The 16,013-nt window shown below is 43.2% G+C and carries 14 protein-coding genes and 1 tRNA gene; 6 read left to right on the forward strand and 9 right to left on the reverse strand.

Annotated elements, in window-relative coordinates:
• Positions 1–182 precede the first annotated feature (182 nt).
• Positions 183–1,415, forward strand: a complete 1,233-nt coding sequence (locus tag NSS67_RS27540) for a tyrosine-type recombinase/integrase (RefSeq protein ID WP_339316923.1) — start codon at positions 183–185, stop codon at positions 1,413–1,415.
• 92 nt (positions 1,416–1,507) lie between these two features.
• Here NSS67_RS27540 and NSS67_RS27545 read toward each other — a convergent pair.
• From NSS67_RS27545 to NSS67_RS27555, 3 genes are all read right to left on the reverse strand, one after another.
• Positions 1,508–1,581 (reverse strand) — tRNA-Gly (locus tag NSS67_RS27545).
• A 64-nt stretch (positions 1,582–1,645) separates the two neighbouring features.
• A complete protein-coding gene (locus NSS67_RS27550; RefSeq protein ID WP_339316924.1) occupies positions 1,646–3,772 on the reverse strand; it encodes an EAL domain-containing protein in 2,127 nt (708 codons plus the stop codon).
• A 291-nt stretch (positions 3,773–4,063) separates the two neighbouring features.
• Complete coding sequence (locus NSS67_RS27555; RefSeq protein WP_339316925.1) at positions 4,064–5,023, reverse strand: aldolase catalytic domain-containing protein; 960 nt, start codon at positions 5,021–5,023, stop codon at positions 4,064–4,066.
• Between the two features lie 286 nt (positions 5,024–5,309).
• On the opposite strand from NSS67_RS27555, the gene NSS67_RS27560 reads away from it, so the two are divergent.
• From NSS67_RS27560 to NSS67_RS27575, 4 genes are all read left to right on the forward strand, one after another.
• Positions 5,310–5,528 carry a FeoA family protein gene (locus NSS67_RS27560; RefSeq protein WP_339316926.1) on the forward strand — a complete coding sequence of 73 codons (219 nt, stop codon included), beginning with the start codon at positions 5,310–5,312 and terminating at the stop codon, positions 5,526–5,528.
• A complete protein-coding gene (gene feoB / locus NSS67_RS27565; protein ID WP_339316927.1) occupies positions 5,525–7,537 on the forward strand; it encodes a ferrous iron transport protein B in 2,013 nt (670 codons plus the stop codon). The genes NSS67_RS27560 and feoB overlap by 4 nt, the downstream gene beginning before the upstream one ends.
• A 44-nt stretch (positions 7,538–7,581) precedes the next feature.
• Positions 7,582–7,761 carry a FeoB-associated Cys-rich membrane protein gene (locus NSS67_RS27570; protein WP_339316928.1) on the forward strand — a complete coding sequence of 60 codons (180 nt, stop codon included), beginning with the start codon at positions 7,582–7,584 and terminating at the stop codon, positions 7,759–7,761.
• 101 nt (positions 7,762–7,862) lie between these two features.
• Positions 7,863–8,051 carry a hypothetical protein gene (locus tag NSS67_RS27575; protein WP_339316929.1) on the forward strand — a complete coding sequence of 63 codons (189 nt, stop codon included), beginning with the start codon at positions 7,863–7,865 and terminating at the stop codon, positions 8,049–8,051.
• Between the two features lie 61 nt (positions 8,052–8,112).
• Here NSS67_RS27575 and NSS67_RS27580 read toward each other — a convergent pair whose 3' ends face one another.
• The 5 genes from NSS67_RS27580 to leuB all read right to left on the reverse strand — a co-directional run bounded on the left by NSS67_RS27580 (position 8,113) and on the right by leuB (position 13,634).
• Complete coding sequence (locus tag NSS67_RS27580; RefSeq protein WP_339316930.1) at positions 8,113–9,618, reverse strand: leucyl aminopeptidase; 1,506 nt, start codon at positions 9,616–9,618, stop codon at positions 8,113–8,115.
• Between the two features lie 122 nt (positions 9,619–9,740).
• Positions 9,741–10,844 carry an ATP-binding protein gene (locus NSS67_RS27585; protein ID WP_339316931.1) on the reverse strand — a complete coding sequence of 368 codons (1,104 nt, stop codon included), beginning with the start codon at positions 10,842–10,844 and terminating at the stop codon, positions 9,741–9,743.
• A gap of 370 nt (positions 10,845–11,214) precedes the next feature.
• On the reverse strand, positions 11,215–11,622 hold the full coding sequence (locus tag NSS67_RS27590; protein ID WP_042125131.1) for a hypothetical protein: 408 nt from the start codon (positions 11,620–11,622) through the stop codon (positions 11,215–11,217).
• A gap of 228 nt (positions 11,623–11,850) precedes the next feature.
• Positions 11,851–12,390 carry a peroxiredoxin gene (locus NSS67_RS27595; protein WP_339316932.1) on the reverse strand — a complete coding sequence of 180 codons (540 nt, stop codon included), beginning with the start codon at positions 12,388–12,390 and terminating at the stop codon, positions 11,851–11,853.
• A gap of 161 nt (positions 12,391–12,551) precedes the next feature.
• On the reverse strand, positions 12,552–13,634 hold the full coding sequence (gene leuB / locus NSS67_RS27600; RefSeq protein WP_339316933.1) for a 3-isopropylmalate dehydrogenase: 1,083 nt from the start codon (positions 13,632–13,634) through the stop codon (positions 12,552–12,554).
• A 228-nt stretch (positions 13,635–13,862) separates the two neighbouring features.
• Between leuB and NSS67_RS27605 the strand changes: the two genes are divergently transcribed.
• Entirely contained in the window at positions 13,863–14,843 is a 981-nt protein-coding gene (locus NSS67_RS27605) for an aldo/keto reductase (protein WP_339316934.1), read from the forward strand.
• 75 nt (positions 14,844–14,918) lie between these two features.
• Here NSS67_RS27605 and NSS67_RS27610 read toward each other — a convergent pair whose 3' ends face one another.
• A complete protein-coding gene (locus NSS67_RS27610) occupies positions 14,919–16,010 on the reverse strand; it encodes a DUF4097 family beta strand repeat-containing protein (RefSeq protein ID WP_339316935.1) in 1,092 nt (363 codons plus the stop codon).
• Positions 16,011–16,013: the final 3 nt, after the last annotated feature.

A 16,013-nucleotide genomic window follows, 5' to 3' on the forward strand; every position in this document is an offset into this window, starting at 1 on the left:
TAGCAGGTTATTTTTTTTAATCCTAAAATAGAACATACGATCCTATAAAGGAGGTGATAAACCAATGTATTACAAAAAAATCTTTCTGGATCAAAGTTCCCAACCTATGAATTAAGCTTATCTGCGACTTGATAGGAACAGGACGAATAATCGTAATCGCATATTGAGGAAGGTGGATTAAAATGGCATGGAGTGAACATCTTGGAGGAAACAAGTACAAGATCGTAGAGCGCGATCCGTCGAAAGCGTCGAGACCGAAACGATCAATTACAGTCGAGATGCCCTTAGAGGTTGCGAATTCAAGAGTTACCAAGAAAAAAGAAGTCTGGCTCGGACTTCAAGAGGAAAAATGGAACGAACTTGTGATTAACGGGAAATATCAGGATAAAGGGAAAAACAGAGGAAGATCGAAAAAGAAAACCTTTTCAGATTTTGTACCGACATGGATGAAAGTTTATGCGGAACCGAATATGAGCGGTGAAACCATCTTTAACACTAAGAACATCATTGAGTCTAGGCTTATCCCTCAGTTTGGCGATAGTTGGCTTGATGAGATCACTACTCTGGAATTGGCCATATGGTTTGCTGAACTGAAAAATTTAAAAAACGGCAAACCGCTCGCTACGAATACAAAACTGAATATTTACAAAGCAATTAAATCAATATTTGATAAGGCCCATGAATGGGGCGTAATTGAATCGAACCCGATGGACGGTGTGGAACGTCCCTCAGCTAACAAGAAAGAAAAGAAGAAAATGAAAGACGTTAAACAGAACTATACGAAGGCTGAAGTAGCAAAGCTCTTGCTTGCCATGTACAGGCTCCCTGTACGCTGGAGGTTGTACTTTACCGGGGTTATGCTCGGTGGCTTTAGACGAGGAGAATTCTTAGCTGTGGAATTGAAGAATCTAGACTATCGTCAATCGATGATTTACATTGAGAAGCAAATCACTATAGATAAGGAAGGCAATAAAGTTGAAAGTGAGGTTAAGACGATTGAGTCCGAGGGCTGGGTACCGATGCCTAAATGGTATATGGACGAGCTCAAACGATACGAGCGACTGTGGAGAAAGGAAAAGATGCTCTGTAACAGAGCATGGCTGGCAGAAGAAGGGAAACAGTACCTCTTCCACGGTGGTACAGGGGTTATGTATTATCCAAGCACAGCAACCAATACATGGTCCAAATTCTTAAAGAAGAATAAATTCCCCCACGTCAAGCTTCACGGACTCCGGCATACGGCAGCAACACTACTTCGAGAACATGGAGCCGATCAGAGAAATATTCAGAAGTTTTTGCGCCATGCAAAGATGGAGACAACAGACCGGTACACCCACGAAGCTGAAACCGTCAGTCGCTCATTGATCGCACCTCTTGAAGCAATGGACCCAAGATTACCAAAATTTGCCCCATGAACTGCCCCATGAATCTATTGTCACTTGTCGTATGTCGAAAAGAAAACAACAAAAAACCCTTGTAGGGCAAGGGCTGTATGACGAAATTAGTATGGAGCGGGTGATGGGAATCGAACCCACGCTATCAGCTTGGAAGGCTGAAGTTCTACCATTGAACTACACCCGCATTAGAAAGTGAGTACAAGAGATATTGTATCACCCTCGCAAATAAAAATCAATACTTTTTTAGTTTATACGGAAGTACCGAGGCGAGCCTTTTTCAAAAAAGACGTCTCAAATTCAGCCGCTTGAATAGGTTTGCTGAACAAAAACCCTTGAGCTTCATGGCAATGCTGTTCGCGCAAAAACTGCAGCTGCTCCTTGTTCTCCACCCCTTCTGCGGTGACCGTAAGCTTCAAATGATGCGCCATAGAGGTGATCGTAGAGACTATTGCTGCATTATTGCTATCCTCCATAACCTCAGAGACAAACGATCTGTCAATCTTCAGCCTGTCGATCGGCATATTCTTCAAATAGTGCAATGAGCTGTAGCCTGTACCAAAATCATCGATGCTAATGAATACACCTAGATCTTTCAAGCGCTTCAATTGATCAAAAGCCGTTTCTTTGTCCAGAGTCATACTCTCTGTAATTTCAAGATCGACATAACATGGATCTAATCCAATATCGATCAGAATGGAATGAATCTTACCTGCTAGGTTCGGCTGAAGGAATTGACGCATAGATAAGTTGATGGAGACGCATATCGGTTGGTAGCCTGCCAGCTGCCACTGTTTATTCTGAAGACAAGCCGTCTTAAGCACCCATTCCCCAATCGGAACAATCAGCCCACTATCCTCAGCTAACGGAATAAATTCATTAGGCGAGACAAGCCCTCGCTTTGGATGATTCCAGCGCAATAAAGCTTCCACTCCTACAATCTCTTCCGTCTCCAGTTGAACCTTTGGCTGATATACGAGATAGAACTCATCACGCTCAAGCGCTCTTCGAAGGTCATTTTCCAGCTTCAGTCTTTCCTTCGCTTTCATCTGCATGGCTGGGATATAACGACGAATCTCCACTCCCTGTTCCTTCGCATTATGAACCGCAGTATCCGCATTTTGAATTAGATGTTCAGCAGTTTCCCCATCTCCAGGATAAATACTCATTCCCAAGCTGAGCGAAATATGATACTCACCAGATTCTATGTTAACGGGTGCTTCAAATAATTCAAGCAACTCTGAAGCTCGAGCCAAGCATTCTCCAAGACTTACTCTATCTGTCATCAGAAAAGCAAACTCATCTGCTCCCATACTATACAGCTCTTCACTGGGTCTAGCCTCACTCCCAAGCCGCTCAGACACCAATTTCAATAAAAGATCGCCGGCATAATGGCCTAAAGAGTCATTTATATTCTTAAAATGATTAATATTCATAATGGCTAGAGCTGAGAATCGTTCACTCGTGTCCGTCTCACCAGCATCAATCATTTCTTCTACACGTTGTGTCAGCCGACGTCTATTTGGAAGTCCTGTTAAATCATCATGATATGCCAAATAATTAATCCGTTCCTCGGCCAACTGCTTCTCGTAAAATGGCTCTTCAATCGTCAGGCGATATACGCCGGTAAGCAACTGGTAATAAGCAATTCCACTACATAACATCCCAAAGAGATCGTCAATATTACCGCCACTTAAGGGAGTCATAAAAAAAGCCTGGCCCAGAGAGAAAAAGATAAGCGCCCGAATAATAACAAGCATCGAGGCTGACTTTTCATTATTCCCAGGAAATACGATGACACCCACAGCCGCTAAGTACACAAAAAGTACTCCCAGATCAACGAATTGTTTAAGCGTACTCATCCAAGGCTTAGTAAATAGGTCAGGCAGCGCCGATTGGATAAATATAAATAATGCGATGGATAGTGCAATTATCATGAAAGCTATTCTGAATACATTTCTTTTTTCGGTGACTGACACAGGCTTATCTTCTCTACTAAAAATAAATAATATACCCAGCCCGCTGGATAGTCGTGAAAAGGTAAGCAGCCACCTTGATTCCTCAGGGGTTATAAATGATGAAATCAATGGAAATGCCACAAATCCAAGTGTATGTAAGAAATCAATTATACATATTCCACCAAAAAGAGCAGCGACATATAATCTTCCTTTAGATAATCTGCTAGAGAAGAACAACCAGCCCTGTGCAAATATCGCAAATCCAAAGGCAACATTACAGCAGCCGACAATGAGATAGAGTGCAGAAACAATATCCCAATCGTCCAATCGGTTTAGCGATGTATGGAAAATTTGAATGAGTAGGAACAGTAAGGCTCCTATAATAGCCGCTTGAATTGTCTTTTTCTCTTCTTGTCTCATAAGTCCCTCGCGTCTGAAAATGATGTCTATTAATAAGCAACTATGTATAGTCTTGTCCTATTTTATAAATATCGGCTAGATCGGTCTTTAAAGTTACATTTCTTTTATGCGCTAGTCTTTTTATAGCGAATATTCATAAATATTGCATAAATATAAACCATTTTCTTCAAGCAGGCAAGCATAAATGGCTTCAGCGTCCTTGTAAGAACGGTAAGCGTTTTTTACGAGATATTGCAACAAAAAAAGCACTGAACCCCCTATAGATGGGTTCAGTGCTTCTGAACAACAGGTTTATTTATTTCCGAAGGTTACTTCTGGGGTTGTAAGAGTATCATAGAAATCCACCGCTTTATCCTTATCCGCTGATGCGCGAAGCGCCATAGCCGAACGTGGATGCTCATCAAGCGTACCAGTGATCATGTAAGGAATGATATAGCCCCACTCCTCTTTCTCACGTAAAGGAATCATCAGACGTTCAACGATATCAATTACAGGACGCAATGTGTAGCGTGTATTCTTCAAATGAGTCACTAGCAGCTCCGTAGGGCAATTTCCGGCAGCACGTCCCATTCCATAACAGGAAGCATCCAGGAACTCTACACCTTTCTCAGCAGCAATCAGCGTATTAGAGAACGCCAGTTGAAGATTATTGTGGGTATGTACGCCCAGGCGTTTGTTAGGCAGATGTGTTTTGAACTTCTCAACTAAATAATTGATGTCATTGTGATCAAGACTACCGTATGAATCCACAATGTATACTACATCAACTACGCTCTCACGAATCATTTCGAAAGCTTCTAATAATTCATTCTCCATTACATTCGACAAAGCCATAATGTTGATCGTTGTTTCATAGCCTAGATCATGGAAAGTTTGTACCAGCTGTAAAGCCTTCTCCACATCTTTGCTATAGCAAGCCACACGAATCAGATCCAGCATACTTTCGCTGCGAGGTAAAATATCATTCTCATCTACACGACCGATATCAACCAAAGCCGAAAGCTTAGTATGTCCCTTTTGCGGGATAACCTTGCGTAAGAAATCATCGTTCAGAAAACGCCATGGTCCGGCACCTTCTGCTCCTTTGAGCAGTTTAGGGGAGTTTTTATAACCGATTTCCATATAGTCAACACCAGCTTCATTCAAGCCGGCATACAAATTTTGCACAAAATCCACACTAAAATCCCAGTTGTTAACTAGCCCTCCATCGCGAATGGTGCAGTCAACAATCTTACATTGATTAGTCTTCATAATTATCTCCCTTCAATTCCTGCAATCATCGTAACCGCTATTGCAATCATTATAACCGCTAGCATAGCTTTACTATGCAATTTATATCGTTCAATCATACTTTAATGAAGAATAAATTGTAAAGGTATTTCGCCTTTAGCACTTTAAAGTAACTAACATAGTGTGTCTGCGACAAATATCACAGTGTACAAACACTTAAAAATGCTACATTACAATAAAAGAGTGAGATTGATTATCAGTCTCTTTTGGAGGGATTACCATAGCTACTACTGCCTGCTGTTCCTTATTGCAACTCCAACCTGGTGCTGCTGGATTTATTCATAAAATAGAAGGAATGAACCCCATTCTACGCCGTCGCCTCGCTGATCTCGGTGTCTCAGAAGGTGTGAATATCCGTCTTAAAGGAAAGGGTCCTTTTATGGGACCGATTACCTTGGAATGCAACGGACAACTGTTTGCTATCCGCCGAAAAGAAGCTTCAATGATTGAGGTGAACGTATCTTGAGTTCTATAGCTCTTGTGGGCAATCCCAATACAGGTAAGACCTCTCTCTTCAATACATTAACGACTTCTTACGAATATGTTGGTAACTGGTCAGGGGTTACGGTAGAGAAGAAGATAGGAAATCTGAAGAATGGGGCTGGCAAGCTCATAGATTTACCCGGCATCTATTCTCTTCACCCTCTCTCACGCGATGAAGGGGTCGCAGCCCAATATCTAATAGAAGAATCCCCAGAAGCCTTAATTAATATCGTGGATGCATCTCAGCTCGAACGCAATCTGCTACTCACGCTTCAATTACTCGAGTATGGCAAGCCTACTTTAATCGGTCTTAATATGATCGACGTTGCTAATGCGCGTGGTATTCGTATCAATCAAACTATATTACAAGCAAGGTTAGGTGTAACGGTCCTACCACTTATAGCAAGAACAGGTAAAGGCAGCGTACAGATGCTTAGCGTTCTAGAGGAATCGTCAGCTATTCCTGCTGTAAAGTTCAAGCTAAATTATGGAGAGGTTGTCGAACGAGCGATATCTTCTATAGAAAAGGAATTACGTTCTATAAAAGATCTACCCAATCATCGCTGGGTCGCTCTACAGCTTTTGGAGCAGAACCCTGTTATTCTTCAAATTCTAAAGTCGCGTACAGATATTACGGGACTGCTGAATATCTGTGAAGCTTGTCAAAGTGAGCTACAAATCAAAAAACTCGCCCTGACATTACCGCAATGGATTCGCTCGAACCGAATGGAGTATATCCGTTCTATTTGTGATGATGTACTTGATACAAGCACTCAGAAGCCCCATAACTTGACAGAAAGATTAGATTCGGTGTTGACTCATCGTTTTTTGGGTCTGCCCTTATTCATTTTCTTTATGTATGCTCTCTTTAAGACCACCTTTGACTGGGTTGGCGGACCCCTATCGGATATTGTAGATGGCCTGATATCCGGCCCTATTAGTGATGGAACGAACTCCCTGCTTCAGACCATTGGAGCCTCCAACTTCACGCATGCATTGATCGTGGATGGCATCATCGGCGGGGTTGGTGGGGTGCTGGTCTTTGTTCCGCAGATCTTCATTCTCTTCTTGATCATTTCCTTCCTGGAGGATTCCGGATACATGGCACGGGTTTGCTTGTTGATGGATAGTACAATGGAACGAATGGGACTTAACGGAAAGGCATTCATTCCATTCATCATTGGTTTTGGCTGCAACGTACCTGCCATCATGGCGGCGCGAAGCATCGAACAGCCCAAAGACCGCATGCTGACGACTCTGTTAATGCCGCTGATGTCTTGTTCTGCAAGATTACCTGTGTATGCGTTATTCGCAGTTGTATTCTTCCCTGAGCAACAAGCGTTTGCCGTTCTCTCTATGTATGTCATGGGTATTGTTTTTGCACTAATTCTTTGTAAGGTATTCTCTAAATACTTATTCAAAAATGAATCCTCCGTCTTCATCATCGAACTCCCTCCTTACCGTATGCCGCAGATCAAGACCTTATCGCGCAGCACTTGGGAGAAGGGTAAAGGGTTCCTTCGTAAAGCGGGAACAATTATTCTAGCTGGATCGGCTATTATTTGGTTTATGTCTTATGCTGGTCCTGGCGGATTTGATGTAGAAATGGATCATAGCTATCTAGCTAAATTCGGAGGCATGATTGCACCGCTGCTGGAACCGCTTGGTTTCGGAACGTGGCAGGCCGGCTCTACCTTGGTTCCAGGATTTTTAGCCAAAGAGGTTGTTGTGTCTACGATGAATATCATCTATCACGCACCAGATACGGCAGGGTTAGAGAATCAAATTTCACAAGTCTTTACACCGCTTAGTGCAATCAGCTTTATGGCCTTTATTCTGTTATATATTCCTTGTCTGGCCACTGTAGGGGTTATCAAAAAGGAAACAGCCTCATGGAAATGGACCTTCTTCTCTATTGGCTATTCTCTTGCTCTGGCGTATATCGTATCTTTTGTTATTTTCCAAGGTGGACGATTATTAGGTTGGTCGTAGAACTTGTAATTTGTAGATTCTCTTAATGAAAGTGGGGCACCGTAATGATAAATGTTCTGATCGTCACTCTGATCTTCGGTTATTCGGGCTGGATCATCTATCGACATGTGCAGAAGGGCAAGCAAGGCGCTTGCGCTGGCTGTGATAAGAGCAAGAGCTGCTCTGCAGCGTCTTTAGATTCCCCCCTCTCCTGTTCCTCAACACCTGTTGACAGTAAGAAGTAGGCTGACACAACAGGTGTATGTAAAGGTTCATAGTTTAGCTTCCCTAGCTTTCGGGTATGTTTGTTATAAGCAACAACAGACTATACAAGGAGGTAATCACTATGAACACCAAAAAAACGTTATTTACAACGGCTGCATTGGGAGTAGCGTATTTACTGAAGAATAAGGGAACTCGCGATAAAATTATGAACAGTGTTCAATCCTTTACTTCCCAATCGAAGGCTAAAAAAATCCAGTGGCACTCATTAATCTTTATCAGTCTTACAAAAGCAAAGAAACCTCTCCTTTGAAATGGTTGGTCGTACTTCCATTTCTTAAAGAGAGGTTTCTTTGTTGTTTATGGAGAGCTAATTATTCGCTTTCACTGAGCAACCACTGGACTAATGAGCGAACCATTACACCTGTTCCCCCTCTAGGATTAACTCCACGTTCTTTGGATAGAAATGCTGTTCCAGCAATATCTAGATGTATCCACGGCAGACCTTCCGCAAACTCACCTATGAATAATCCGGCTGTAGTGGCTCCACCGAATCTTCCTGCGGTGTTCCGAATATCGGCAACCTCACTCTTCAACAGCTCACGAAATTCCGGGTAAGCAGGAAGCTGCCATATTTTTTCACCCGAAACGTTAGATGCTGTCAGAAGCTGCTCCAAAAACTCCTCGTCGTTAGTAACAGCACCTGTAGCTATATCTCCCAATGTAGACAACACTGCACCCGTCAACGTTGCGACATCAATAATACGTTTCGCGCCCCACTCCCGAGCATAGGTCAGTGCATCCCCCAATACAAGCCTGCCTTCTGCATCGGTATTCAACACTTCTATTGTTCGTCCGCTCATGGATGTAATGATATCTCCAGGTTTAAAAGCATTAGCAGAAGGCATATTCTCAGCAGATGGAATGACCATCACGACGTTAATTCGCGGACGTAATTGTCCAAGTGCCTCCATTACTCCGAGTACGGTCGCTGCGCCCCCCATATCACTAATCAGCTCTTCCATACCTGGGGCTCTTTTTAAGGAAATCCCTCCCGTATCAAAAGTAATCCCTTTACCGACCAACCCCACGACATTATCCCAATGCCCCGTTCCCTGATAACGGATGACGATCATTCGCGGAGGGTTTACACTTCCTTTCCCGACTGCTAGCAATCCTCCCATTCCTTTTTGCTCAATTTCCCGTTCATCTAGCACTTCGGAAGGAAATCCATAACGTTCAGCAACTTCTATGGCGGCCACAGCAAGGTCAGATGGAGTCAGAAGATTACCAGGTATATTCGTCAAGTTCCGTGCCAGATTCGTGGCCACACCAAAAGCCAGCCCCCTCTGTATACCCAGATCCCAATCACGCTCGACAGCCTCTGCTGGCTTCTTCTCTATTGTGAATATAACTGAGGTTGGACCTGTATAATGAGATTGCTCCTGCTTATATGTGGGTCTTCGATAGGATCCGAGTGATAACCCCTCAGACAACGCGTAGGCAATAGATACGATATCCTTCTCTACTGTTAGTTCCTGAATATTTTCAGGTACCTGAATCACTAGCTGTATTCCCTTCAATCGAAGTGCTGCACGTGCTATCTGAACGCCCATTTGACGTAGATCCTCAGTCGTAAGAGGTTGGTCCCCTTTGCCCACCAAAATAGCAACAGGACAATTGGATGGATCATCTAGAGGTAGTACATAAGTCTGATTCAGCTTCCCACTAAATAGACCGGTCTTACCTAATAGGCGAATTCTGTCATTCCATCTCTCTGAAAGGCCTCCATGTTGGACCTCTGACTCAGAGATAATAAGGATAAGGGCATCACCCTGTATTTCATTAATGGTACTGCCACTGTTAAATTGTATATTCATTGTGCTTACCTCCATTTGTCTCCCAAAACCAATCCCCATTGTAACATAAGCAAGGCTGATCTCTGCATCTGTATTATCCGCAGGGATCAGCCTCTTATTACTCAATATTCTAATCAAATGTACTAATGGATTAATGGCAATGAGATTACAAAATGAGTACCTTCGTTAACTCTACTACTGACAGAAATACATCCGCCATGATTTTTGATGATTCGGTCACTCACGGAAAGACCTAACCCTGTCCCATTCTCCTTAGTCGTAAAAAATGGATTAAATAACCTGTCCAGTGTACGAATGTCCATTCCCTTACCGTTATCAGAGATGAAAATACGGACCTCAGAACCCTCCCTGCGGGCTCCAACCTCTATTTTGCCCATTAGACCATCCGCTCTATCCGCAACGGCCTCCATAGCATTTCTAATCATGTTGAGGACTACCTGCTTCATTTGCTTTACATCTCCAGAAATCATCATATCCCCCTGAAAAGGATGTAGATTGATCTGGCATCCCTTCATCAAGGCTTCGCTCTCTGTAAGCAGCACTACCTCCTTGAGCAAGGCTGACACAGGAATCATACCTACTTGAGGAACTGACGGCTTGGAAGAGGTTAGAAATTCATGGATGATATCGTTCGCACGATCGATCTCCGCCAAGATAATCTTGCCATATTCCTGCTTCCCAAGCTGCTGCAGATGCGGATGAAGCAATTGAATAAATCCACGGATCGCAGTTAACGGATTTCGGATTTCATGGGCAATAGATGCAGATAATTTACCTAGCATAGCCAAACTATCATTTTGGTAAGCTGTTTGCTCAATCAACTTATAATCGGAGATTTCTTTAACTGTAAACAAATAACATCCCTTCATTTGCTCTCCACAGCATAATGTAACCTTCCAGTAACGGCCATACTCGTCTAAAAATTCATAATTAGATTTTCCTTTGTATATCATCTCTCTAAAGCTTTGCAGTACTTGCTTTTTCTTGAAGCGGTTCAGTCGAACATTAGTTAACAGGTGTGATATTGTACAGCCAACAAGGGAGTGACGGGTTAATTCAAGCATCCCGTACATTTGCTTATTTACAAAGCTTATAACACCCTCTTCATCAAAAAGCATGATTCCGCTGTCAATATTCTCTAGTACATCCTCGTATGTAGTATCCACTGGCCCCGATTGATAGGTACTTCCCGGTAATAGAAGACTTTCTTGATATTGGCTAATCACGATACGAAGTTCCCCCTTTTACTGCATTTGACGAAGACGCTAAAGCGACATCAAATTACTATGTATTTGAGTATATGACGAAGCCGCCAGAACATTCGGTAATCGTTGCACATTTTCCAACCGGTTCAATTATATTCCAATCATATCCAAGTGAAGTAGACAACGCAATCAGAGAATCTGTCGAATGATAAAAAAATTCATAAAATGATTCCAAAGACATATAAAATATCACATCAAATTATATTTATTACTATTAGTTCGTTCAAATGATTTAAACCAATCTAAAAAAAATTAGAAAAAGCTAAAAAGCCTTCGCGGTTGCGAAGGCTTTGATAAAGAAATGGACCAGGCCCAAAATGTAATAATAATCTTATGCTTTCTGTTGCAGACGAAGGCGTCTTTGACTCATCACCGCTAATCTTTTCTTCAATTCCCGCTCCCACTTCGTATCCTCAATCTGTTTGGCTACAGCAAGCAGGTCTAGTGCCATATCAATCTGACTCCGCACAATGGCTAAAGGCTCTTCACTCTCGATATTAATGACGTTTTCAAATATTGCAGTTTCGTCTTCCATAACATAATCCTGAAAATCCACATCGGTAACTCCGTCTCCATGTGCGTATTCCGCCAAGATCTCATACTCATTCTCGACCTTGTAATGAACCTCCACACGATGACATACCGGACAAAAAAGCAGGGGAACATTATGGACTTGCGTGCGATAATGTTTTAGTGTTCCCTTTGTTCCTACCATACTCGCTCCACAGCAAAAGCTCATATTTGTTCACCCTCCTTAGAATAACTAACCCAACTGAGTTTTTATTATTGTATTACATTACCCTAATGGAGATTCCTCCACTCGAGGACATAATATAACTTTTCGCGCCTATTTTCAAATCCATTTTTTAATTTAAAACCTTTTGGAGCAAAAAACCTCCTTACAGAAAGAGCATCTGCAAGGAGGTCAACTTAGAATATCAAGGATCAGATGATAACAGAACATCATTTATAGGTTCTTGTCGCCTGGTTTCCAGTTCATTGGGCATAAGCCTCCAGATTGCAGGGCTTGAAGAACACGAAGTGTTTCTTCCACGCTACGACCTACATCATTGTGATTAACGACCTGGTATTTCAACTCGCCTTCTGGATCTATTATGAACAATCCGCGCAATGCAATACCTTCTTCTTCAATCAGAATGCCGTAGTCTTTAGCAACTTGCTTCGTAAGATCTGCAGCAAGAGGGAAGTTCACACGGCCTAGACCATTGGAATCCTTAGGTGTATTGATCCATGCTTTGTGGCTATGGATCGAATCTATACTTGCGCCGAGAATTTCTGTATCAAGCGCTTCGAATTGCGCAGCAGCATCACTAAGAGCTGTGATTTCAGTCGGACATACAAAAGTGAAATCCAGAGGATAGAAGAAGAATACCAGCCATTTGCCACGGTAATCAGACAGGCTTACTTTACCAAAATCCTTACCATCACCTGATACAGTTTCCATAGTAAAATCTGGAGCTGGTTTACCTACTAAACGTTCTGCCATTGCCAAAATCCTCCTTTGATTATGTAAGAAACCAACCATTTTTTGTCATGATATGCTGGAATAATTTACATCTTGTCTACATATCAAATGGTATCATCGTACAAAATCAAAGTCAATAATGGACAAATTACTCTTTAATAATAATTATAAATAAGGTTTTATTACGCTTTGCGGATTGCAGCAACAATCAAATCGCCCATTTCAGATGTACTAAGCGCTTTACTCTTATCTACTGCGATATCACTTGTACGGTGTCCCGCATCCAATACTTCAGCAACTGCAGCCTCTATAGCAGCCGCCGCATCCTCATACCCAAAGGTTAAACGGTACATCAACGCTAACGACAAGATCGTTGCAATCGGGTTCGCAAGCCCCTGTCCGGCAATATCAGGTGCGGAGCCGTGAACGGGCTCGTAGAGACCATAGTTACCGTCACCCATCGAAGCGGAAGCAAGCATACCAATAGAACCTGTCAGCATAGCAGCCTCATCGCTCAGGATGTCACCGAACATGTTCTCGGTTACGATAACATCAAAGCTGGCTGGGCGGCGCAACAGCTGCATAGCGCAGTTATCAACGAGCACGTGCTCAACTTCTACTTCAGGATATTCTGGAGCTATCTTATTTACGACCTCACGCCATAAACGGGAAGTTTCAAGTACATTCGCTTTATCAACGCTTGCCAGCTTATTACGACGTTTGCCAGCAATTTCAAAAGCCTGGCGGACAATTCGTTCCACTTCCATTACGTTATATACACAGGTATCCACGGCTTCTTCACCATGTTCACCTTGACGACGCAATTTATCTCCGAAATAAATCCCACCGGTCAGTTCACGAACGACCATAAGGTCTGTACCTTCCAGAACTTCCGGCTTCAATGTTGAAGCATCCTTTAGGCAATCAAACACGACAGCTGGACGTAGGTTTGAGAACAATCCAAGCGCTTTACGAATGCCAAGCAATCCTGTTTCAGGACGAAGTTCCTTTGAATTGTTATCCCACTTCGGCCCGCCTACAGCACCCAGTAACACGGCGTCAGCACTTCGACAGATTTCTAGTGTATCTTCCGGCAGTGGTGTGCCTCTCTCGTCTATTGCGATGCCGCCAAATAGCGCGTGCTCCGTTTCAAAGGCATATCCAAATACTTCTTGGGTTGCTTTCAATACTTTTTCTGCTTCAGCTACTACTTCTGGTCCAATACCGTCCCCTGCGATTACGGCGATTTTTTTAACCTCACTCATCTCAGTCACTCCTCAAGTGGTCTGCTCTAACAGACATAGTTCTTCTTTATATTGTTGTATCATACCCAGTCGCAAAGGACAAAGATATAGATTCTATTGAGTTGATAGGCAGAGCCTATAATCAAATGAGATAAGACAACTTACCTTGATTGCCGCTTCATATTTGCTCTTATTTCTGAAGATGTTTACAATTACTATGAAATCATCTATCTAAGGAGTGAATGCGAAGTGCAATATGCAAAGCTTGGCAAATCCGGTATGAAGGTCAGTCGGCTATGTCTCGGAACAATGAACTTCGGCCCACAAACAGATGAACAAGAAGCTTTCCGCATTATGGACGCTGCACTGGATGCAGGTGTTAATTTTTTTGATACCGCTAACATTTATGGCTGGGGTGAGAATTCCGGTCTAACAGAAACGATTATTGGACGCTGGTTCAAGCAGGGCGGCGGACGACGTGAAAAGGTCATGCTGGCTACCAAGGTATATGGTGCTATGAGTGATAAGCTCGACGGACCTAATGATGAGGGTGGACTATCTTCTTACATTATACGCCGCCATCTAGAGGGGTCTCTGCAGCGTCTCCAGACCGATCACATCGAATTGTACCAGATGCACCACGTGGACCGTAGTGTCTCTTGGGACGAGCTGTGGGGGGCTTTCGAGCTTGCTGTAAACCAAGGCAAGATTGGTTATGTCGGTTCTAGTAACTTCGCGGGATGGGATATCGCTGTAGCGCAACAAGAAGCAAAGGCTCGTGGCTTCTTAGGGTTGGTTTCAGAGCAGCATAAATACAGCCTGACCTGTCGACTTCCTGAACTTGAAGTATTGCCCGCTTCTCTCCATCTTGGGTTAGGCGTTATTCCTTGGAGCCCACTGGATGGAGGCCTTCTCGGACGTAATGCGCTTAAGAAAATCGAAGGTAGCCGCAGTGGTGGAAACACTGAGCGTGTCGAGCAGTATAAGAGTCAGCTTGAGGCTTTTGCAAGCTTATGTATGGAGCTTGGGGAACCTCAAGATAATGTGGCTCTAGCATGGTTGCTAGCCAATCCTGCGGTAACCGCACCAATTATTGGACCACGTACACTGGAGCAATTCGAGAGTGCACTACGCAGTCTTGAGATTGTACTAGACGAGTCAGTACTTAAACGACTAGATGAAATCTTCCCAGGACCGGGCGGAGAAGCACCTAAAGCTTACGCTTGGTAGGTTTCTTATATAAAAGGGAGCTAAGGCTTCAGCAGGATCATTCGCTGAAGCCTTAGCTCCCTTTCTTGTTCGTTCTTATTCAGCTGTGTCCACGGTCACGCTTCCATTACTCGTGTTTAAGTCCACAGTGTACGTACCTTTACCAAGAATGGCAGTGCCATAGCTGTCTCCATCTCGATTCCAGGGTACATTCCCCTTCAGCGAACCATTGCTGGTATCCGCTGTAATCTTCGCATCTGTCGCGGATGGCAATCCCACCGTAATCTTTCCATTACTAGACGAACATTTCCATTTTCCAGTCACTGCTGAATTTATAGTGATCTTGCCATTGCTGCTCTTTGCAGTCAACGCTCCATCAATATTATCCAATATAATAGCTCCATTAGAGCTTTTGAGCTGCGCCCCACCTTGTATGTTCTGAACAGTCAGTGATCCATTACTGGTATGTGCCTCTACTCCACCAGCAACATCATGAATATTTAATACCCCATTACTAGTATCAACCACTAAGCCTGACTTTAGATCCGAGGCCTCTATTGACCCATCGCTAGTATCTACCTCAACGGCAAGGCTACTAGGTACACTTACATTTAGATAAGGACTTTTAGTAGTAAATCCAAACTGAATATTAGAGAACCAATTATGATCTGTATCGAGCTCCATAATCAGTGTATCTCCCTCAGTTGTAACTTTCCACTTCTTCTCCAATGCACTTTCAGCTTCACTTTCCGATTTTCCAGGTAGCAGTAAGCTTCCTTCATAATCCAATGAGCTTCCAGTGACACCCTCAACCTTTACTTTTCCACTTGGAAGTACAATTTTCAGTGTCGTAATATTATCTTTCACTTCCACCTTCCCGCTAAGTGGGGTTAGATGTGTATTCCCGAGCAGGCTGCTGAGTGAGCCACCGGCCATTACTGTCTGAGCACTGCTTGCTCCAATCAGCAGGATGATCAATAGGATCGCCCAGCCGCTTACACGGCTTTTGACATCGGATTTAATAAAGAGTCTGATCAACATCTCGAGTCCAAACAGGATCAACAGTGCTGGCCATAAATAAGCAAGCACTTCATAGCTGATCATATTATACTGAGCCATCACAATAATGACTCCTAGTGCAATGCAGCCCATGGCTGCAGTGAAACTTCCGATTTTCCATCTCCCCATAGT

Origin of the sequence: Paenibacillus sp. FSL R10-2734 (genome assembly GCF_037963865.1) — a bacterium.
GTDB lineage: Bacteria > Bacillota > Bacilli > Paenibacillales > Paenibacillaceae > Paenibacillus_AQ.